This window comes from Amycolatopsis thailandensis (assembly GCF_042723255.1).
GTDB lineage: Bacteria > Actinomycetota > Actinomycetes > Mycobacteriales > Pseudonocardiaceae > Amycolatopsis > Amycolatopsis thailandensis.
The window spans coordinates 1-18,404 of the sequence record NZ_JBHXJK010000089.1 but is presented as its reverse complement, the minus strand read 5'-3'; the positions used below and the strand labels follow the sequence as shown (position 1 = coordinate 18,404).

Annotated in this window: 21 protein-coding genes; 10 read left to right on the top strand and 11 right to left on the bottom strand. The window is 69.8% G+C overall.

Features of this window, described 5'->3' with window-relative positions:
• Window positions 1-139: 139 nt before the first annotated feature.
• Complete coding sequence (locus tag ACFWMR_RS29260) at window positions 140-790, top strand: O-methyltransferase (protein ID WP_093933740.1); 651 nt, start codon at window positions 140-142, stop codon at window positions 788-790.
• A 582-nt stretch (window positions 791-1,372) separates the two neighbouring features.
• Here the strand turns inward: ACFWMR_RS29260 and ACFWMR_RS29255 are convergent.
• Window positions 1,373-2,623, bottom strand: coding sequence for an MFS transporter (locus tag ACFWMR_RS29255; RefSeq protein WP_378380721.1), 1,251 nt, complete (start codon window positions 2,621-2,623; stop codon window positions 1,373-1,375).
• 105 nt (window positions 2,624-2,728) lie between these two features.
• Here ACFWMR_RS29255 and ACFWMR_RS29250 point away from each other — a divergent pair, with 105 nt between their 5' ends.
• The gene (locus ACFWMR_RS29250) at window positions 2,729-3,613 is read left to right on the top strand and encodes a LysR family transcriptional regulator (protein WP_378380720.1); all 885 of its coding nucleotides are present in this window, start codon (window positions 2,729-2,731) and stop codon (window positions 3,611-3,613) included.
• Window positions 3,614-3,683: 70 nt separating this feature from the next.
• On the top strand, window positions 3,684-4,295 hold the full coding sequence (locus tag ACFWMR_RS29245; protein WP_378380710.1) for a phosphatase PAP2 family protein: 612 nt from the start codon (window positions 3,684-3,686) through the stop codon (window positions 4,293-4,295).
• An 8-nt stretch (window positions 4,296-4,303) separates the two neighbouring features.
• On the opposite strand, the gene ACFWMR_RS29240 is transcribed toward ACFWMR_RS29245, so the two are convergent.
• On the bottom strand, window positions 4,304-5,779 hold the full coding sequence (locus ACFWMR_RS29240; RefSeq protein ID WP_378380709.1) for a leucyl aminopeptidase family protein: 1,476 nt from the start codon (window positions 5,777-5,779) through the stop codon (window positions 4,304-4,306).
• Window positions 5,780-5,869: 90 nt separating this feature from the next.
• The gene (locus ACFWMR_RS29235; protein ID WP_005155393.1) at window positions 5,870-6,037 is read right to left on the bottom strand and encodes a DUF3117 domain-containing protein; all 168 of its coding nucleotides are present in this window, start codon (window positions 6,035-6,037) and stop codon (window positions 5,870-5,872) included.
• A 195-nt stretch (window positions 6,038-6,232) separates the two neighbouring features.
• Between ACFWMR_RS29235 and ACFWMR_RS29230 the strand changes: the two genes are divergently transcribed.
• Together ACFWMR_RS29230 and ACFWMR_RS29225 are read left to right on the top strand one after the other, a co-directional pair.
• Window positions 6,233-7,027 carry an enoyl-CoA hydratase-related protein gene (locus ACFWMR_RS29230; protein WP_378380708.1) on the top strand — a complete coding sequence of 265 codons (795 nt, stop codon included), beginning with the start codon at window positions 6,233-6,235 and terminating at the stop codon, window positions 7,025-7,027.
• Window positions 7,028-7,139: 112 nt separating this feature from the next.
• Window positions 7,140-7,613, top strand: coding sequence for a hypothetical protein (locus ACFWMR_RS29225; protein ID WP_378380707.1), 474 nt, complete (start codon window positions 7,140-7,142; stop codon window positions 7,611-7,613).
• Here ACFWMR_RS29225 and ACFWMR_RS29220 read toward each other — a convergent pair.
• Genes ACFWMR_RS29220 through ACFWMR_RS29190 form a run of 7 tightly spaced genes read right to left on the bottom strand, consistent with a single transcriptional unit; the run spans window position 7,610 to window position 11,226 of the window.
• Window positions 7,610-8,179: a DNA-3-methyladenine glycosylase I gene (locus ACFWMR_RS29220; RefSeq protein ID WP_378380706.1), complete on the bottom strand. Its 570-nt coding sequence runs from the start codon at window positions 8,177-8,179 to the stop codon at window positions 7,610-7,612. The two genes, ACFWMR_RS29225 and ACFWMR_RS29220, sit on opposite strands and share 4 nt — an antisense overlap.
• Complete coding sequence (locus tag ACFWMR_RS29215; RefSeq protein ID WP_378380705.1) at window positions 8,172-8,621, bottom strand: SRPBCC family protein; 450 nt, start codon at window positions 8,619-8,621, stop codon at window positions 8,172-8,174. The genes ACFWMR_RS29220 and ACFWMR_RS29215 overlap by 8 nt, the downstream gene beginning before the upstream one ends.
• On the bottom strand, window positions 8,618-8,920 hold the full coding sequence (locus ACFWMR_RS29210) for a DivIVA domain-containing protein (RefSeq protein WP_093933731.1): 303 nt from the start codon (window positions 8,918-8,920) through the stop codon (window positions 8,618-8,620). Before ACFWMR_RS29210 ends, ACFWMR_RS29215 begins: the two co-directional genes overlap by 4 nt.
• The gene (locus tag ACFWMR_RS29205) at window positions 8,917-9,588 is read right to left on the bottom strand and encodes a permease prefix domain 1-containing protein (RefSeq protein WP_093933730.1); all 672 of its coding nucleotides are present in this window, start codon (window positions 9,586-9,588) and stop codon (window positions 8,917-8,919) included. The genes ACFWMR_RS29210 and ACFWMR_RS29205 overlap by 4 nt, the downstream gene beginning before the upstream one ends.
• Window positions 9,585-10,241, bottom strand: coding sequence for a permease prefix domain 1-containing protein (locus ACFWMR_RS29200; protein WP_378380704.1), 657 nt, complete (start codon window positions 10,239-10,241; stop codon window positions 9,585-9,587). Before ACFWMR_RS29200 ends, ACFWMR_RS29205 begins: the two co-directional genes overlap by 4 nt.
• Window positions 10,238-10,903, bottom strand: coding sequence for a permease prefix domain 1-containing protein (locus ACFWMR_RS29195; RefSeq protein ID WP_378380703.1), 666 nt, complete (start codon window positions 10,901-10,903; stop codon window positions 10,238-10,240). Before ACFWMR_RS29195 ends, ACFWMR_RS29200 begins: the two co-directional genes overlap by 4 nt.
• Window positions 10,900-11,226: a helix-turn-helix transcriptional regulator gene (locus ACFWMR_RS29190; RefSeq protein ID WP_005155407.1), complete on the bottom strand. Its 327-nt coding sequence runs from the start codon at window positions 11,224-11,226 to the stop codon at window positions 10,900-10,902. Before ACFWMR_RS29190 ends, ACFWMR_RS29195 begins: the two co-directional genes overlap by 4 nt.
• 140 nt (window positions 11,227-11,366) lie before the next feature.
• Between ACFWMR_RS29190 and ACFWMR_RS29185 the strand changes: the two genes are divergently transcribed.
• Genes ACFWMR_RS29185 through cydC form a run of 4 tightly spaced genes read left to right on the top strand, consistent with a single transcriptional unit; the run spans window position 11,367 to window position 16,660 of the window.
• Window positions 11,367-12,545: a cytochrome ubiquinol oxidase subunit I gene (locus ACFWMR_RS29185; protein WP_378380701.1), complete on the top strand. Its 1,179-nt coding sequence runs from the start codon at window positions 11,367-11,369 to the stop codon at window positions 12,543-12,545.
• Between the two features lie 3 nt (window positions 12,546-12,548).
• Window positions 12,549-13,541, top strand: coding sequence for a cytochrome d ubiquinol oxidase subunit II (locus ACFWMR_RS29180; RefSeq protein ID WP_378380700.1), 993 nt, complete (start codon window positions 12,549-12,551; stop codon window positions 13,539-13,541).
• 9 nt (window positions 13,542-13,550) lie between these two features.
• Entirely contained in the window at window positions 13,551-15,110 is a 1,560-nt protein-coding gene (gene cydD, locus ACFWMR_RS29175; RefSeq protein ID WP_378380699.1) for a thiol reductant ABC exporter subunit CydD, read from the top strand.
• Window positions 15,107-16,660 carry a thiol reductant ABC exporter subunit CydC gene (gene cydC, locus ACFWMR_RS29170; RefSeq protein ID WP_378380698.1) on the top strand — a complete coding sequence of 518 codons (1,554 nt, stop codon included), beginning with the start codon at window positions 15,107-15,109 and terminating at the stop codon, window positions 16,658-16,660. Before cydD ends, cydC begins: the two co-directional genes overlap by 4 nt.
• On the opposite strand, the gene ACFWMR_RS29165 is transcribed toward cydC, so the two are convergent.
• The gene (locus ACFWMR_RS29165; protein ID WP_378274429.1) at window positions 16,646-17,551 is read right to left on the bottom strand and encodes a glucosyl-3-phosphoglycerate synthase; all 906 of its coding nucleotides are present in this window, start codon (window positions 17,549-17,551) and stop codon (window positions 16,646-16,648) included. The two genes, cydC and ACFWMR_RS29165, sit on opposite strands and share 15 nt — an antisense overlap.
• A gap of 51 nt (window positions 17,552-17,602) precedes the next feature.
• Here ACFWMR_RS29165 and ACFWMR_RS29160 point away from each other — a divergent pair, with 51 nt between their 5' ends.
• Window positions 17,603-18,277 (top strand): lysophospholipid acyltransferase family protein, encoded by a 675-nt coding sequence (locus ACFWMR_RS29160; protein ID WP_378380697.1) that lies wholly within the window; start codon window positions 17,603-17,605, stop codon window positions 18,275-18,277.
• Window positions 18,278-18,404: the final 127 nt, after the last annotated feature.

Below are 18,404 nucleotides of genomic sequence, written 5' to 3'. Positions count from 1 at the left end.
GTGCACGGTGTTCCCGTTGTCGAGGACCAGTCTGTCCGGCCTGCTTATGTTTCTAGTGAGACTGGACTGAGAAGAGGCTGAGAAGTCGGTACCAGGGAGTCTTCGCTCTTTTGACGATAGGCAGCGCTAACCTCCGCGTGTGAATTCCGGGACGCATGCGGGCTCGGCTGCCGAGGCCGCCGACGCCGACCTCGTCGACGGGTACCTCCCCGACGACGAGGTACTGGCCACCGCGCGGGCGCGGTCGGCCGATCTGGGATGCGGTCCGCTGAGCGCGGGCGCGGGCGCGACCCTGCGTTTTCTCGCCACGACGCTGCGGGCGAAAGCCGTGGTCGAGGTCGGGACCGGGGCAGGGGTGAGCGGGTTGTGCCTGCTCAGGGGCATGGTCGACGACGGGATCCTCACCTCGATCGACATCGAGCCCGAGTACCACCGGGCGGCGCGGTCGGCGTTCCGCGAGGCCGGGTACCCGCCGGGACGGACCCGGCTGATCATGGGCCGTGCGCTCGACGTCCTCCCCCGGCTCACCCCCGGCGGCTACGACCTGGTGTTCGTCGATTCGGCTCCGATCGAGTATCCGAGTTGCTACGAGAAGGCCGTCGCGCTGCTGCGGCCCGGCGGAATACTGGCTTTTCACAACGTCTCGGGCACCAGGGTGACCGATCCCTCACGACGCGACCCGGACACGCTCGCGCTGCGCGAGGTCGCGCGAGCCTTCCGGGAGGACGAACGGCTGGTCCCGGCGCTGCTTCCGGTGGGCGGCGGGCTGCTGGTCGCCGCGATCGCGTAGCAAGGGACCTTTGCTATCGCCCGGCCTCAGAGGCGCTCTGTGAAGGCCTCCTTCCCTACTTTGAGGGTCAGGGTTCGGCAAGGGTCGCGTAAGCGGGTCGTGAGTGGCGTTTCGGGTTCTGGCGGACTCGTATTTGGCTACCCATTGGTGTGACCGGCGAGTGTGGAGGATTTGGGACGTTGAACGTCCCGGATCCTCCACGCTCGGTCTGGTTGGTGAGGGAGTCGAGGCAGTGCACGTCCTGGGTCTGTCGTCGGTGGGGCCCTGTTTCGTCGTGGTGCTGGATGATGGCGTGGTCGCCAGGGCGACCCCACGATGTAGGAATTGGGACGTTCAACGTCCCAATTCCTACATTGTCGCGCCCTGGCAGCCGCTGAACCACCACTCTCGCCCAGTTCAAGCGTGGGTAGGTAAATACCGGCCCGGTTCTAACCCGAAACGCCACTCACGACCACCCGGACCGACCTGGCGAGGGAGGTGTCGGGATCGCGCGGTCCGGCGGCCGGGGGGGGCGTTCAGTGGGCTCAGTGCGCCGTGTTGCGAAAGCCACTTTCGCAACCTTCAACGTTGCGAAAGTGGCTTTCACAACCTCCCTGACCAGCGAAGAGGCAACTTCGCCGAGCCCCTGACCCTGAAGGTAGGGAAGGAGGCCTTCACGGACTTGGGGACCACCGCGACCACGGCCACCGCGGCGAGGGCCAGCCAGCCGGCGGTGAGCACGATCAGCCAGGTCCAGCCGGAGTGCCCGTAGACGGTCGCGCCGACGGCGCCACCGATGCTGCTGCCGAGGTAGTACGAAAGCGTGTAGAGGCCGCCCACCTGGCCTCGGGCGTTCTCGGGCGCCTCCGCGGCGGCCCAGCCGTTCGCGACGGCGTGCGCGGCGAAGAACCCGCCGGTCAGCACCACGAAACCGGCGACGACCAGGGGCAGCGAGTCGGAGAGTGTAAGCGCGGCGCCGGCGATCGTGAGCAGCAAGGCGCCGGTGAGCGACCCGCGACGGCCGAACCGGCCGACGAGCTTGCCCGCGGTCGCGGACGAGACCGAGCCCATCGCGTAGGCGAGGAAGACGAGCGACGCGATCGCGGGCGAGAGGTTCAGCGGCTCCCCGGTCAGGCGGAAGCCGGCGGCGTTGTACAGCGCGACGAACGAACCCATCGCCAGCAGCGCGACCGAGTACTGGACCAGCAGGACCGGCTTCCGGACCGCGGCGCCGAGGCCCGCCAGCACCGCCCGTCCTTGCTCGCGAAGCCGCTCTGACCTGGGCCGATCCGCGGAAGTGACAGCAAAGGTCCCTTGCTCCCCCGGCGGCAGGGCCAGCACCGTGACCACCGCGCACACCAGGCCGATCACCGCGACCACGAGCAGCGCGCCGTGGTACCCGAACGGACCGGCGGTGAACCCGGCCGCGAGCCGCCCGATCATGCCGCCGACGGTGTTCCCGGCGATCATCGCGCCCACCGCCGCCGCGAGCCCGGCCTTGCCGAGCCGTTCCGCGAGGTAGGCCGCGGCCACTCCGGGGAACCCCGCGATGGCGACCCCTTGCAGCGCCCGCAGCACCAGCAGCGCCGGATAGCTGGGCGCCAGCGGCAGCAGGAAACCGAACACGACCGACGTGACCACCGAAGCGACGATCACCGGACGCCGTCCCACGACCTCCGAAAGCGCCGCGATCGGCAGCACGGCGATCGCGAGCGCGCCGGTCGCGACGCTCACCGCCAGCGAAGCGCCACCGGGATCGAGGTGGTACTGCCCGGCCAGCTGCGGCAGCACCGGCTGCGGCGCGTAGAGCAGGGCGAACGAGGAGATCCCGGCCGCGGCGACGGCGATCGTCACCCGGCGGGTGGTTCCGGTGGCAGACACGATCCTGAAGCTAAGCCTGGCTAAACGATACGTCTAATACGATTATCTGCCACAATCGATACCGTGCTGAATGAAAGGATGACCGCCCAGCTAGCCCCCCAGCTCGCGCTGCTCACCGCACTGCGCCGCACGACGAACGTCACACGCGCGGCCGAACTGCTCGGCGTCCCGCAGCCCACGGTAAGCCGCCGGATCTCGGCGCTCGGCGAGGCCCTCGGCGCCCCGCTGACGGTCCCCGACGGCCGCGGCATCCGGCTCACCCGAGCCGCCGAGCTGCTGGCCGACGCCGCCGAACGCGCCCTCGCCGACGTCGACGCCGGAGTCCGCCAGGCCCGCGAAGAGGTCGACCCGGAATCCGGGCACATCGTCCTCGGCTTCCTGCACCTGCTCGGCCGGTCGCTGGTCCCCACCCTGCTCCGCGGTTACCGCGCGGACCATCCGGGAGTCCGCTTCACGCTGGTCCAGGGCTCACGACAGGACATGGTCGACAGGCTGACCAGCGGCGAGCTCGACCTCGCGCTGCTCGCCCCCGCCCCCGTCGACGATCCGCTGCTCGACACGGCCGTGCTCTCCGAGCAGGAGATCTTCCTCTCCGTTCCGACGTCGCACCGCCTCGCCGACCGGCCGAGCGCCGCCATCGAAGACCTCAAGGACGAGGAATTCGTCCTGCTCGAAACCGGCTACGGCCTCCGCACCATCACCGACGAGCTGTGCGCCGCGGCCGGCTTCCAGCCGAAGATCGCCTTCGAAGGCCAGGAGTCCGACACGGTCCGCGGGCTGGTCGCGGCCGGGCTCGGGGTGGCGCTGCTCCCCCGGTTCGAACCCGGCAGCCCGGCGGGCGTCGCCGAAGTCCCGCTGGTGCCGCCGGTGGGGCGGACCATCGGGCTGGCGTGGCGCAAGGACGTCGTCCTGCCACCCGCCGTCATGCGGTTCCGGGAGCGGGTCCGCGCGCAGCGGACGTGACGATCGTCAAGGGCGATCCCTGACGATGGTGCAAGGCGGCGCGGCTGTCGGTTTCGCTAACTTAGGGTGAATGTACGACGACATCGTGGAGATGGCGGGCGAGAGCCCCAGCTGGCTTCAGGCCTCAGGCGTCCTGTTCACCGACGCGGGCATGCTGATCTTCGCCGCCCTGATGGTCTGGGTCGTCTGGCGGGCCCGCACCTCGCCGACCAGGCTCGCGGTGTCGCTGCTGGTACCTGCCGCCGCGGCGATCGCGTACGTGATCAGCGAAGGGGCGAAGAGCGTGATCCGCGAGGACCGGCCGTGCCGGGGCCTCGTCACCCTCGTCGACTGCCCGGCGGTCGGCGACTGGTCCTTCCCGAGCAACCACTCCACGGTCGCCGCGGCGGCCGCCGTCGGACTCGCGCTCGCCTGGAGACGGCTCGCGCCGTGGGTACTCCCGGGCGCCCTGCTGATGGGCTTCTCCCGGGTTTTCGTCGGCGCGCACTACCCGCACGACGTGCTCGCCGGGCTCGTCCTCGGCTCCGTGACGGCGTGGCTCGTGTTCCGCTATCTGAGCGGCCCCGCGACCAGGATCGCCCGCCGTCTCACCGCGCATGCCGGCGACGCGCCGACCCAGCCCATGCCGAGGGTGCGCCCGCGCGGCGACAGCAAAGGTCCCTTGCTACCGCCGCGCAGGTAAACCGCAGGTCAGATGTAGGAAGCGACCAGCTCGACCAGCGTCCGCGCGGCGAAACCGGTGGCTCCAGGCACGACGTCGGCGTAAGTCTTGTCGGCTCGTGCCGGGCCTGCGATGTCGAGATGCGCCCACGGCACGTCGCCGACGAACTCCCGCAGGAACAGTGCCGCGACGATCCCGCCGGGACCGCCCGGCGCCTGCCGGATGTCGCCGAGCGAACCCTGCACGGTCTCGGCCAGGTCCTCCAGCAGCGGCATCCGCCACCACGCCTCGCCGACCCGCTCGCCCGCCTTCGTGACCCGCTCCGCGAGCACGTCGTCGGTGGCGAACACGCCGCCGGTCCGGACGCCGAGCGACACCTTCATGGCGCCGGTCAGCGTCGCCGCGTCGATCACGGCGTCCGGCTTGTGCTTCTTGATGCCGTAGGCGAGCGCGTCGGCCAGGACCATGCGGCCTTCGGCGTCGGTGTTGCCCACCTCGGTCGTCTTGCCGCCGTAGTGCCGGACGATGTCGCCGGGCCGGTACGACGAACCGGACACGTGGTTCTCGGCGGCGGGCACCAGCCCGGTCACCTTGACCGGCAGGCGCAGCGCGGCGATCGCGCGGACGGCGGCGATGATCGCCGCGCCGCCGGCCATGTCGGTGCGCATGAGGTGCATGCCGTCGGCGGGTTTGATCGAAAGCCCGCCGGTGTCGAAGGTGATGCCCTTGCCGACCAGCAGCAGATGCGTCGCCGCCCCGCGCGGCCGGTACTCCAGCTCGATCAGCCGCGGCGGCGCGGCCGAGCCGCCACCGACGGCGAGGACGCCGCCGAAGCCCTGCTCGGCCAGCCACTTCTCGTCCCGGACCGTCACGTTCAGGTTCGGGATGCCGCCGGACGCGCGCGCGGCCGTGTCGGCGAGCCAGGCGGGGGTCTTGACGTTCGACGGCGTGTTCGCCAGGTCGCGTGCGAAAGAGGCGGCCGCGGCGAGCTCGCGGACCCACTCCAGCGCCTTGTCGTACGCGGGCACGGCGCGTTCGTGACGTGTGAGCAACCGCACGGTCCGCAGGCTCGGCTTCGGCTCCTCGGCCGTCACCGTGAACCGGTAGCCGCCGAGCAGCAGTCCGAACGCGAGTTCTTCGAGGTGTTCGGCGCCCGCGTCCTCGGGCAGCTCGACGGCGAAGCCGCGGAACGCCTTCCGGCCCGCTTTGACGTCTTCTTCCAGCGCCGCCGAAACGACGCGGACCAGCGCGGCACCGGCCTTGCGGTACTGCCGCGGTTCGCCGTCTCCGACGCCTGCCAGCCAGCGGGTAGCGCCGGTCGGCACGGTCTGCACGTCACCGGCCTTGCCGGAGGGCCGCACGCCGCCGATCTCCGCGAGTCCGGCGTCACCGTCCTCTTCGGACGGCGCCGCGATCAGCGTGGCCAGCGGCGTACCGCGCCGCAGGTCGTCCGAGACCTCGAGTTCGAGCAGCTTCCCCGGAACGGGGGGTAGCGGGTTACGCACAGTGAGCGACCTCCGGGCACAGATGAACCGCGACCCCGGCCTCCGAAGGGAGACCGGGGTGCGGGTGGTTGAACGTTGGTGCGGTCCGGCTCAGCCGGTGACCTCCTGCAAGGCCGCGCCGAGATCCTTCGCTTCTTCCGCGGAGAGTTCGACGACGAGACGCCCACCACCTTCCAGTGGTACGCGCATCACGAGGCCCCGCCCCTCCTTAGTCACTTCGAGGGGACCATCTCCGGTCCGGGGCTTCATGGCCGCCATAGCGTGCTCCCTCCGTCTCAACCGGCGCGCCCGGGTCGCGCTCGTCAAAGCCAGCCGGGTCTACTGTCCATTGTCCCTCATCAGCGGCCGAGCGCGAACGCGGACCGATCTTTTGCCGCCGTATCGGTGCTGGTATGCGGCTCGCGAGGCTGAAAGACTCAGTCTTGACCGCAGTTTCGCCGACTAGGAGATCCCGTGACCACATCCGACGTTCTGCTGACCGCCGACGCCGATGGCGTGCGCACCTTCACGCTGAACCGGCCGCAGGCGTACAACTCGCTGACCGTCGAACTCAAGGAACTGCTGCTGGCGGGCCTGACCGAGGCCGCGGCCGACGACAGTGTCCGCGCGGTCGTCCTGACCGGTTCGGGCAAGGCGTTCTGCGCCGGGCAGGATCTGAAGGAGCACGTCGGACTGCTTCAAGCGGGTGACCCGGCTCCGCTACACACGGTCAAGGAGCACTACAACCCGATCGTCAAGGCCATCGTCGGGATGCCGAAGCCGGTCATCGCCGCGGTGAACGGTCCGGCGGCCGGCGCGGGCGCCGCCTTCGCCTACGCGAGCGACCTCCGGATCGCGGCGACGTCGGCGAACTTCCTGATGGCGTTCGCGAACGTCGGCCTCGGCCCGGACTCGGGCGCGTCGTGGACGCTGCAGCGGCTGATCGGTCTCGGCCGCGCGGCCGAACTGATGCTGCTGGCGCGCACGGTCGACTCCGCCGAGGCGCTGACGCTGGGCCTGGTCGGCGAGGTCGTCCCGGACGAGGAACTGGCCGCCCGCGCGCAGAAGGTCGCCGCGAAGCTCGCGGCCGGTCCGACGGTGGCGTACGCGAAGATCAAGAACGTCCTGTCCGTCGCCGCCGAGTCCACGCTCGAAGAGGCACTGGACGCCGAGGACGCCGCGCAGTCCGCGCTGGGCGCGACCGCCGACCACACCGAAGCGGTGGAGGCGTTCGTGGGCAAGCGCAAGCCGACCTTCCAGGGCAAGTAGCCCTTCCCCGCAGCGTGAGATGAAGGACGCTTTCATAGCAAATTTTGCAATGAAAGCGTCTTTCATAGCGCTCTCGGGACCGGTACCCGACCGCCGCGGTTAGCGTCCCGCGGTGATCCCGCCCCACCTCAGGACGCAAGCCGCGGAGCACGACCTCGGCGAGTTCGTCCGCCGCTACCGACGCCGCCCAGGCGTCATCGGTACCTTCGTCGCCTTCGCCCCGCTCGTGGGCGCGCTGGTCCTGGGGATCCGGGAAAGCGACCCGACGACGACCCTGGGCATCCTGCTGTTCCTCTGGCCGCCGCTGTTCCTGACCTGGTGTGTCTCCACACGAAGGCGCCTCGACGGCGGCGTCTACCTCTTCACCGGCGGTTTCGCCGAGGCGCACGGCCGCGAAGTCCGGTACGCCGTCCCGTGGGCCCGAGTCCGCGAAGTGCGCTACAAGAGCGTCGAGCACTGGCTGAACTTCATTCCCGTCGCCTACGTCGCGAAGTGCATGATCACCTTGGACAACGGTGGGGTGATCGAGCTCGACGGCAGCTATCGATCCCTGGAACGACTGGCGCGAGACCTCGGAGCGCACTAAGCGGCCCGGAAGCAGTCCTTCACGTGGTCGTCGACCATCCCCGTCGCCTGCATCAGCGCGTAACACGTCGTCGGCCCCAGGAACACGAATCCGCGCTTCTTGAGTTCCTTCGCCATCGCCTTCGACTCGTCCGTGATCGCCGGGACGTCCGCCATCCGCCGCGGCCGCTTCTGCCGAGCCGGCGCGAACGACCACAGCAGCTCGTCCAGCGAACCGTCGAGTTCCGCGATCGCCCGCGCGTTGTTGATCGCCGCCAGGATCTTCGCCCGGTTCCGCACGATAGACGCGTCTTCCATGAGACGGGAAACGTCGTCGTCGGTGAAGACGGCGACCTTCTCCGGCAGGAAGCCGGCGAACGCCTTCCGGAACGACTCCCGCTTACGCAGGATCGTGATCCACGAAAGCCCGGACTGGAACGACTCCAGGCACAGGCGCTCGTACAGCTCTTCGTCGCCGTGGAGCGGGACGCCCCATTCGGTGTCGTGGTACTCGGCGTAGTCCGGGGCCGAGTTGCCCCACGAACACCGCTTGATCCCGTCCGCCCCCAGCAGACCCGCCTCAGCCAACCCGGTACCCCTCCGCGTACTTCACGAATTTCTGCAGGCTCAGCCGCAGTCCCAGTTCGAACCCCGGTTTCGCGACCGGCCAGCCGAGCCGTCCGACGACGCCGAACGGTGGCCGCAGATGCTCCGCCCAGACGAACGTCGACGCGTGCGGCCCCTTCTCGATCACCTGGAACACCCCGGTGCCCTGCACGATCTTGCCGAGATGCGTCACGACGCACCGCAGCGGTGGCTCCCAGGTGGTGATCTCCATGGTGTCGGTGAACCCGATCCCGGCGACGCCGGTGAAGGCCGACAGCTTCGAGCCCACGCTGCGCCCGTTGCCCTCCACGACCTTGACCTCGGTGCCGAGCATCCACTCGCCCTGACGTTCCCAGTCGGTCAGGGCGAGCCAAGCCGTCCCGGCCGGTACCGCGACGTCGACGGAGACGACGACATCGGTCACCTGGCGCCCTCGCGGTCGGCCTCCAGCTCGGCCACCTTGGCGCGCAGTTCCTCGATCTCGACGCCGAGCCGCCGCATCACCCAGTCCACTTCGGACATCTTGTAGCCGCGCAGCACCATTTGATAGCGGACGGCGTGGACGTCCTCGGCGGTGATGTCTTCGGCGGGCAGCCTGGTCGGCGAACTGCCGGGCGGCAGCGGGGCGAGCTCCTCACCCCTGCCGAACACCACGGCGGCCAGCAGAAACACCACCGCGGCCACCAGCAGCATGACTACGAGATAGATCAGGGCGGTCGTCACGCCACGATCGTGGCACACGAACGCCACGATCGTCGCGCCAGCAACGCGAGTCGCACGCTGAGCACCACCCAAAGCACCATCAGGATGCCGCAGGGGACCGACAGGAACAGTCTCGACGCGTCGATCAGGCCGGTGGCGATCACCAGCAGCGCCACCGAAAGCAGATTCAGCCCGACGGCCTCGCCGATCAGCACGCTGATGCTCTTGACCAGCTTGACGCCGTCCATCCGGCGGGAGAGCCAGCGCATGCAGACCAGCGCCAGCACCCCCAGCACCGGCACGATGAACACCGAACCGTGGGTGAACTGGGCGATGTACCGGTACCAGCCCGGGGTCGGCGCGAGCTGCGACCAATCGCCGAAGGTCCACTTGCGGGCGAGCTCCCAGGCGATCTGCATCATCGGCACGCCGAGGATGAGCTTCCAGAGCGTGCGCGTCCCGCTGTGCATCCCCAATTCGGCCTGATAGTCCCGGGCGATCAGGTGCACCGGCCCGAAGTCTTCGACGGCGCGGCGCTGCGCGTCGTGCTCGCTCCAGCCGCCCTCGCGGTAGGCGTCGGCGGCGTCGTTGAGCCCGTCCCGCGCTTCGCGCAGCAGATCCCGCTTCGCCGTCACGGGGCCGTCCAGCCGCGTGCGCAGCTCGCCGAGATAGGCCTCGATCACCGTCATGCCGTCGCTCTCCGACTCCGTGCGGCGACCGTGAGCCGCATGCTGAACAGGATCCACGTCGCGGACAGGAGCGCGCACGGCACGCTGACGATCAGGCGGGCGGGCTCCAGCAGCCCGGTCGCGCCGCCGTAGGTCGCGACCGCGAGCAGGTTCAGCCCCACTGCCCCGGCCAAGGACCACGAGACCACGCGAGCGGTGGACGGACCGCCCGGCCGCCGCGAAAGCAGCCGTGCCGCGATCAGCCCGGCGATCGCGATCATCGGGGACAGCGCGGCGAGGGTGTCGGCCGTGCCGATCGCGCGGAAGTACCAAGAAGGGGGCTGCCCGAGCCGCGACCAGTCGCCGGAGCTGAACACCCGCGCGAGATCCCAGCCGAGGATCAGCAGCGGCACCCCGACGATCAGCTCCCACAAGACGCGGATGTCGCGCCGCAGCCCCAGTTCCGCCTGGTAGTCACGGGCGATGAGGTCGGCCGGGCCGAAATCGGCGACGGCACGGGACTCGGCTTCCGCCTCGTCGAAGCCACCTGCGCGATAAGCCTCGGCCGCGTCGGTCAAACCGTCCTTCGCCTCGGTGAGCAGATCGGCCTTCGCCCCCGCAGACCCGCTCAGCCGCCTGTCCAGGTCGCCGATGTAGGCCTCGATGGCGTTCATGCGGCGATCAGGGTCCGCGACCGGAAAGCCGGCGCGAGCAGCCAGATACTGAACGCCGCCCAGCCGACCGCCAGTACGTTGCACGGCAGGCTCACGTTCAGCCTGGCCGGATCGAGGACCGACGTGCCCACCGTGAGCAGCAGCAGCGCCAGCAGGTTCGCGATCGCCGCGGCGCCCACCGTCCACCGCGTCACCTTCCCCAGGCGCACGCTGTCGAGCCTGCGCCCCAGCCGTCGGGTGCCGAAGAGCGCGACCGCGCCGATCACGGGCGAAACGACGACCAGGACACCGAAGAGTTCGATGACGGACACGTACCAGCCCGGGATCGGCTTCCCCGACCGACTCCAGTCGCCGTGGGTCCAGATCCGCGCCAGCTCCCAGCCCACCTGGATCAGCGGGACCCCGACGATGACCTTCCACAGGGTGCCGATGTCGGCGCGCAACGCCAGTTCCGCCTGGTACTCGCGGGCGATCACGGCGGCGGGGCCGAAGTCGGCGACGGCACGACGTTCGGCTTCCTTCTCGCCGGTACCACCCTCGCGATACGCCTCGGCCGCGTCGGTCAAACCGTCCCTGGCTTCGGTGAGCAGATCGGCCTTGGCCCCCGCCGACCCGCTCAACCGTCTGTCCAAGTCGCCGATGTAGGCCTCGATCGCGCTCATGCCGTGCTCCCCCCGAGGACACCGCCGATCACGGTGGTGAACTCCTGCCACTCCGCTCGTTCCGCCGCCAGCGCCTTCTGCCCGGAGCGGGTGAGCTTGTACGTACGACGTTTGCGGCCGGACACGACGTCCCATTCGCTGGCGAGGAACCCTGCGCGCTCCAACCGGCGAAGCGCCGGGTAGACGGTGCCCGTCGGCAGGTCGAGCGCACCGTCACTGCGGAGCTGGAGCGCCTCGATGATGGCGTACCCGTGGAGCTTCCGGCCGTCGAGGACGGCGAGGAGCAACGCGTCGAGGTGCCCGCGCAGGCTGTCGGCCTTCATAGATAGACAGTCTACACATCGCCGATCAACAGGGTAGTCAGGTCTTTCCACTGGTCACCTCAGGGAATTACCCCGAGATCGCCCCGATTTCATAGATTTTGTGCCTACATGTAGCCAGGCTACGTATACAGTGCATCGGCATGGACGCACTCCCGATCGCGAGACTCCAGTTCGCGACGACGACCTCGTTCCACTTCCTGTTCGTGCTGCTCACACTGGGGCTCGTGACACTCGTCGCGGTGATGCAGACACGCTCCGCGTTCGGCGGCAAGCCGGAACTCACGCGGATGACGCGCTTCTGGGGCAAGCTGTACGTGATCAATTACGCGCTGGGGATCGTCACCGGAATCGTGATGGAATTCCAGTTCGGACTGACCTGGACAGGCCTGTCCGCCGTCGCGGGCGACGTCTTCGGCGCCCCGCTGGCCATCGAGACACTCGTGGCGTTCTTCGCCGAATCGACCTTCCTCGGCTTGTGGATCTTCGGGTTCGGCAGGCTCAACAAGTGGGTCCACCTGGCGCTGATCTGGCTGGTGACACTGACCGCGTACGCCTCGGCACTGTTCATCATGGTGGCCAACTCGTTCCTGCAGAACCCCGTCGGCACCCATGTCGAGAACGGCGTGCTGAAGCTCGACGACTTCGGCGCGCTGTTCACCAACCCGGCGCTGGCGATGTCGCTGCCGCATGTGCTGAGCGCGGCGCTCATGACCGGCGGCTTCTTCGTGGTCGGCGTCAGCGCGTATCACTTCATCAAGCGCACCAAGGAGATCGAGTTCTTCCGGCGCTCGATGCGGGTCGGCGTGCTCACCTCGCTGGTGGGCAGCACGATGGTGATCGGCTTCGGCTTCGCGCAGTTCGGCCCGCTCGGGGAGTACCACCCCGGCAAGCTCGAAACGGCGGAACCGCTGGTCGACGCCCCGCTGGGGCTCATGATCCAGATCGGCTTCATCGCCTTCCTCGCCTCGAGCCTCGGCACGCTGCTGCTGTTCCGGAACTGGATCACCAAGGTGCGGCCGCTGCTGTACGTGATGGTGCTGGCGATCCCGCTGCCGTTCTTCGCCGCGATCTCCGGCTGGCTGGTACGGGAGATCGGCCGCCAGCCGTGGCTGATCCGCGGCCACCTGACCACGGCCGACGCCGTCGCGTCGATCCCGGCTGGGCAGATCCTGTTCTCCTTCATCGCTTTCACCCTGCTGTTCCTGGTACTCGCGATCGCCGACTGGGTGCTGATGTCGCGGGTCGCCAGACGCGGCCCGGAACCCGAAGAAGAGGCGACCACGCCTCGCGCCGAACTTCCCGTCCTGAGCGGAGTCTGACCCATGGTGATCCTCTGGTGGTGTGTGCTCGGTTTCCTGATCTCCGGCTATTTCGCGCTGGCCGGCTACGACTACGGCGTCGGGATGCTGCTCGGCAGGCTCAGCCGTGACGAGGCCGGACGACGGCGTGTGCTCGGCGCCTTCGGCCCGTTCTTCCTGGCCAACGAGGTCTGGCTGGTGGCCGCGGTCGGCGTCCTGTTCGGCGCTTTCCCGCATCTGGAAGGAAAAGTGTTCTCCGGGGCGTACCTTCCGGTCGTCGCCCTGCTGCTCGGGCTGGTCACGTTCACCGCGGCGGTGCAGTTGCGCAGCAGGCGGCCGGACGCCGGGCGCGGCGCCTGGACAGTGGGGATCACCGTCGGCGCGTGGGTGACGGCGGTGTCGTGGGGCGTGTTCCTCGGCAACCTCGTCCTCGGCCTCCCGCTCGACGCTTCCGGGAAACCCGCCGGTGACGTCCTCGCGGTGTTCAGTCCGTACGCGCTGCTCTGGGGCGCCGGGTTCGTCGCGCTGTTCGCCTTGCAGGGAGCAGCTTTCCTCGCCGTTCGAGCACCCGCCGAATTCACCGCCCGCGCGAACCGGATCGCCAAAGCACTCCTCGCTCCCGCGTTCGCGTTCCTTGTCGTGGCGGTCGCCTGGGGCGCCTTCGAGACCTCCGCGTCGTGGTCCGTGGTGCCGTCGATCGTGCTGGCGTTCGGCGCGTTGGGTGCGGCGTCGGCGGCGTTGCGCGCCGGGCGGCACAAGGCGGCGCTGATCGCCACGATGCTCCTGTCCGCGTCGCCGGTGCTGGCCGTCGGGACCCTGCGCCTGCCGGACGCGCTGACGTCCTCTGTGGACGATGGGTTCTCGTTGAGCCTGCCGGAAGCCGCCACCAGCACCGAGATGCTCGGCCTGCTCACCTTCGTCCTGCCGCCCGCGCTCGTGGCGATCGCCGCCGTGCAGTGGGTGACCTGGCGCAGGCACGACGGCCGGGTCGACCAGCGTTCGCTGCTGCACTTCTAGGAGCTCGTGATGCCTCCCCTTCCCGGACTGCGGCGCCACTTCGGTGTGCTGGGCGTCCTCGGAACACTGACCGCCGTGGCGATCCTCGTCCAGGCGGACGGTCTCGCGACGCTGCTCACCGGCGGCGGCGTGACCTGGACCCTCGCGGCCGCCATCGCGGTCCGCGTAGTGCTCACCGGCGTCCAGGGTTCCCTCGGTGGCCGGTTCGCGGCGACAGTGAAAGCCAAGCTTCGCAAGCGGCTCCTCGGTGCGGAAGCGGAAAATCCTGGCGAGGTCGCGACCTTGGTGACCAAGGGGATCGACGCGGGCGACGCCTACCTGACCGGCTACCTGCCGACGGTGGTGTTGTCCGCGATCGTCCCGGTCGCGGTGGTCGTCCGGCTGTTCGCCGCCGATCTGTCGTCGGCGCTGATCATCACCGCGACGCTGCCGTTGATCCCGGTGTTCGCCATCCTGGTCGGGCAGCACACCAAAGCGAAGACGGCGAAGCAGTGGCGGCTGCTTTCCCAGCTGGGCGGGCATTTCCTCGACGTCGTGCGCGGGCTGGGCACGCTCAAGGTGTTCGGCCGCGCCGCAGCCCAGGCGAAGACGGTGCGGGCGATGGCGGACGCGCATACGGACGCGACGATGCGCACGCTGCGGGTCGCGTTCCTGTCCGCGCTGGTGCTGGAACTGGTGGCGACGCTTTCGGTGGCGCTGGTCGCGGTGCCGATCGGTTTCCGCCTGATGGAAGGCGGAATGGTCGTGCACACCGCGGTGCTGGTGCTGCTGCTGGCGCCCGAAGCCTACCTCCCGTTGCGGGCGGCCGGGGCGAAGTTCCACGCCAGCGCGGAAGGCCTCGCCACCCTCCGGGAAGCGCTGAACGTCCACTCCGAGGACGCCGTGCGCGGTTCGCGGGTGGCCGGTCAGGGTGCGCCGAGGATCGTGCTGGAGAAGGTGACCGTCGCTTACGGCGACGAGACCGTCCTGTCCGAAGTGGACATGATGATCGAGGCCGGCGAGCATGTCGCGCTCGTCGGCCCCAGCGGCGCCGGGAAGAGCACGTTGCTGGCGGTCCTGCTGGGTTTCGTCACACCGACGTCCGGCCGAGTCCTCATCGACGGCGTCGACCTGCGCGAACTGGATCCGAGCCGATGGCGGGCCGGAGCGGCGTGGGTGCCGCAACGGCCGACGTTGTTCACCGGGACCGTCGAGGAGAACATCGCGATGGGCGGGGTGCCGGACGTCCAGGCGGCGGCCCGCGCGGCGGCGTTCGACGAGGTCGTGCGCGGGCTGCCCGGCGGCTACCGGACGCGGATCGGGGAACTGGGCGCCCCGCTGTCCGCCGGGCAGCGGCAACGGCTCGGCCTCGCCAGGGCGCTGGCCCGCACGGAGGCCGGTCTGGCGCTGCTGGACGAACCGACCGCCCGGCTCGACGCCGGGACCGAAGCGGCCGTCCTCGGCGCGACCCGCGAACTGCTCACCGGCCGGACCGCGGTGCTCGTGGCCCACCGGCCCGCGATGGCCGGATTGGCCACCCGCGTCCTCGAAGTCCGGGATGGCGCCGTGAGAGAAGGGGAACTGGTGTGAACGTCTGGGGTGTGTCCACAAAGGACGTCGTCCGGCTGGTCCGGGCCGGGCTGATCGCGGCCGGGGCGGAACTGGCCGGGCTCGCGCTGATGGCCACCGCCGCGTGGCTGCTGCTCAAGGCGGCCGAGCAGCCGCCGCTGGCTTCGCTCACGGTGGCGATCGTCGCCGTCCGGACGCTGGCGTTGCTGCGTGGCGGGCTGCGGTACGCGGAACGGCTCGCCGGGCACGAGGTCGTCCTGCGGTATCTCGGCGCCCTGCGGACCCGCGTGTACACGTCGTTGCTGCCGCACCGGGTTTCCCGGCACTCCGGCGGCGACCTCGTCACGCGCCTGGTGTCCGATGTGGACGCCGTGCAGGACGCGATCCTGCGCTGCCTGCTGCCCGCCGGTGTCGCCGCTTTCGTGGGCGCGGTGTCGACCGTGTTCGCACTCGTCGCCAGTCCCCTGGCAGGGCTCGTGTCAGCACTCGGGCTCGCCGTCGCGGGGATCGGGCTGCCATGGCTGTGCGTGCGGATCACCCGCGCGGCGGCGGAACAGAGCGCCCCGGCACGGGCCGACCTCGCCGAACGGTCGGTCGAGCTGATCACCGGACGCCGGGAGCTGATCGCGTACGGCGTCCACGAGTCCACTGTGGACGCCGCGCACGTCGCCGTCGACGCGCTCGCCGTCCGGGAGCGGGCGACGGCGAACCGGACCAGCCTGCTGACCGCGGCCGGGATGCTCGTCCAGCTGCTGACCTGCGTCACGATCGCTTTGGTCGCCGGAGTTTCGCCGCCGGTGACGGCGGCACTGGCGCTGGGGGCGCTGGCCGTGTTCGAACTGGTCCTCCCGCTGACCGCGGCCGCGCAGCGCTGGGTCGAGGTCCGGGCGTCGGCGGAGCGGGTGCGGGCGCTGCTGACCGAGCCGTCGCCCACGCGGGGAAACGCGGTGCCCGAGCCGGGGCATCTGCGACTGGAACGGGTCGGCGTTCACTTCGAAGGCCGGGCTCCGGCGCTAGAGGGCGTCGACCTCGACCTGCCGCCGGGCAAGCGCGTCGGGATCCTCGGGCCGAGCGGGGCCGGGAAGACGACGTTGCTGAACGTCCTGCTCGGTTCCGTGGCGCCGACGTCCGGCCGGGCTTCGCTCAATGGGCGCGCGCTCGACGAGTACGACCCGGCGCTGTTGCCGTCGGTGGTTTCCGGCGCGCTCGCGGACGCGCACGTCTTCCACACGACGGTCCGGGAGAATCTGCTGCTCGCGAAGCCCGGCGCTGCGGACGCCGAGCTGCTCTCGGCGTGCGAAACGGCAGGTTTCGACCTGCCTCTGGATCGCGAAGTCGGGTCCGACGGCGACGCGTTGTCAGGCGGGCAGCGCCAGCGGCTCATCCTTGCGAGAGCAGTGCTCTCGGCACCTCCGATCCTGGTGCTGGACGAACCCGTCGAGGGGCTGGACCCGGAGCACGGCGACGCCGTCCTGGCCGACGTTCTCGCGGCGGCTCGTGGCACCGTCGTCCTGGTGACCCATCGCGAGTCGCAGGTGGCGGGCTTCGACGAGGTCCTACGACTCGGTTAAGCCGCGGACTTCACGCATCGGCGGCCGGTCACTGACCGACACCTCGGCCACCTCGGGCAGCCATTCGTCCCCTACCTGCGCGAACTGGGTGAGCTGGGCCGGGTCGTCGGACTTGATGCCGCAGCGCGCGAGCGCCGTCCCGAGGATCTGGCGAGCCATCACGCCCAGCTGAAGCAGCGAGCGGTTGCGATGCTTGCGTACACCGAGGTTGACCTGCGCGAGCCCTTCGAGGCCGTAGCGCGCTTCGGCGTCGAGGATGAGCCCGATCTCGACGCCGTACCCGGCCGCGAAGGGCACTGACTCGAGGAACTCGCGCGTCGCGGCGTACTCGCCGCCCAGAGGCTGGATGAGCCCGGAGAGCGACGGACGCAGCGCCGAGAGGACCGGTCGCGCCAGCAGCTCGGTGACCCGGCCGCCGCCGCTGCTTTCCAGCCGCAGCGGCCGCCGGTAGAAGCCCTTGACCAGGTGGACGCCTTCTTCGCAGAGCAGGGGCCCGAGCAGGGTCGGCACGAACGCCGGATCCGGATCGACGAGGTCGGAGTCGAGGAACACGACGACGTCACCGGTCGTCGCGGCCAGCGACCGCCACAGCACCTCGCCCTTGCCCGGCACCGGCGGCAGCTCGGGAAGGACGTCCTCGCGGTGCACCACCCGCGCGCCGGCCCGCTCGGCGAGCTCGGCGGTCGCGTCGGTGGACCCGGAGTCCATCACGACCAGCTCGTCGACGACCGTGCCCAGCAACGGGCGGACCGTGCCGACGACCTCGGCGACGGTGTCCTCTTCGTCGAGTGCCGGTAGCACGACCGAAACCGTCCGGTCACCCTTCGCAGCGACGATGTCGTCGAGCGTCCAGCCGGGGTTCTGCCACGTGCGCCGCTCGAACCAACTCATGAGTAGTGATCGTGCCATGCTGGAGTCCGACACTCTGTCGATGGAGGAACCTTGCTACCGCTGCTCGTCCGATTCGTGCTGGGTCCGCTGGTCAGGGCGCTGTACCGCCCCGAGATCCGCGGCGTGGAGAACATCCCGGCCACCGGCCCGGTGCTGCTCGCGCCCAACCACCGGGCGGCACTGGACACCGGAGTGATCACTTTCACGGCGATGCGGCCGGTCAAATTCCTCGGCAAGGCGGAGTACTTCACCGGCCGCGGGCTCAAGGGCAAGATGATGGCCGGTTTCCTGGGCGGCCTCGGCTACGTCCCGGTCGAACGCGGCAACGCGCAGGCCGGTCTCGCCGCGCTGGAGGCGGCGCGGAAGGTGCTCGACGCGGGCGGCGCGTTCGCGATCTATCCCGAAGGCACCCGCTCGCTGGACGGGCGGCTGCACCGCGGCCACACCGGTGTCGCGGCCCTGGCACTGGCGACCGGCGCGAAGGTCGTCCCAGTCGCGCTTTCCGGCACCGAGAACCTCCAGCCCGCGGGGAAGCGGATCCCGCGGCGGGCGAAGATCACGGTCACCTACGGCGCGCCTTTGGATTTCTCGCGGTACGAGGGACAGGACTCCTCGCCGGCGATCCGGCGGTCGGTGACCGACGAGATCATGTACGCGATCCTGAAGCTTTCGGGGCAGGAGTACGTCGACTCGTACCATAAACGCCCTGATCAGAGCGCCGCCTGACGCCTCGCCGGCTGCTCAGGCGATAGCAAAGGTCCCTTGCTCCCCCTGCTGCCCGCACTCCCTGTAAGCGCGTGCAATGAAAGGCTCTTTCCTTGCAAAATTTGCAAGGAAAGAGCCTTTCATTGCA

Excerpts from the sequence above, each read along its gene's own strand:
- ACFWMR_RS29165 (WP_378274429.1), bottom strand. The coding sequence starts at position 17,551 with ATGAGTTGGTTCGAGCGGCGCACGTGGCAGAACCCCGGCTGGACGCTC.
- ACFWMR_RS29250 (WP_378380720.1), top strand. The coding sequence starts at position 2,729 with ATGACCGCCCAGCTAGCCCCCCAGCTCGCGCTGCTCACCGCACTGCGC.
- ACFWMR_RS29235 (WP_005155393.1), bottom strand. The coding sequence starts at position 6,037 with ATGGCGGCCATGAAGCCCCGGACCGGAGATGGTCCCCTCGAAGTGACT.
- ACFWMR_RS29190 (WP_005155407.1), bottom strand. The coding sequence starts at position 11,226 with ATGAAGGCCGACAGCCTGCGCGGGCACCTCGACGCGTTGCTCCTCGCC.
- ACFWMR_RS29180 (WP_378380700.1), top strand. The coding sequence starts at position 12,549 with ATGGTGATCCTCTGGTGGTGTGTGCTCGGTTTCCTGATCTCCGGCTAT.
- ACFWMR_RS29200 (WP_378380704.1), bottom strand. The coding sequence starts at position 10,241 with ATGAACGCCATCGAGGCCTACATCGGCGACCTGGACAGGCGGCTGAGC.
- ACFWMR_RS29245 (WP_378380710.1), top strand. The coding sequence starts at position 3,684 with ATGTACGACGACATCGTGGAGATGGCGGGCGAGAGCCCCAGCTGGCTT.
- cydD (WP_378380699.1), top strand. The coding sequence starts at position 13,551 with ATGCCTCCCCTTCCCGGACTGCGGCGCCACTTCGGTGTGCTGGGCGTC.
- ACFWMR_RS29185 (WP_378380701.1), top strand. The coding sequence starts at position 11,367 with ATGGACGCACTCCCGATCGCGAGACTCCAGTTCGCGACGACGACCTCG.
- ACFWMR_RS29205 (WP_093933730.1), bottom strand. The coding sequence starts at position 9,588 with ATGACGGTGATCGAGGCCTATCTCGGCGAGCTGCGCACGCGGCTGGAC.
- ACFWMR_RS29195 (WP_378380703.1), bottom strand. The coding sequence starts at position 10,903 with ATGAGCGCGATCGAGGCCTACATCGGCGACTTGGACAGACGGTTGAGC.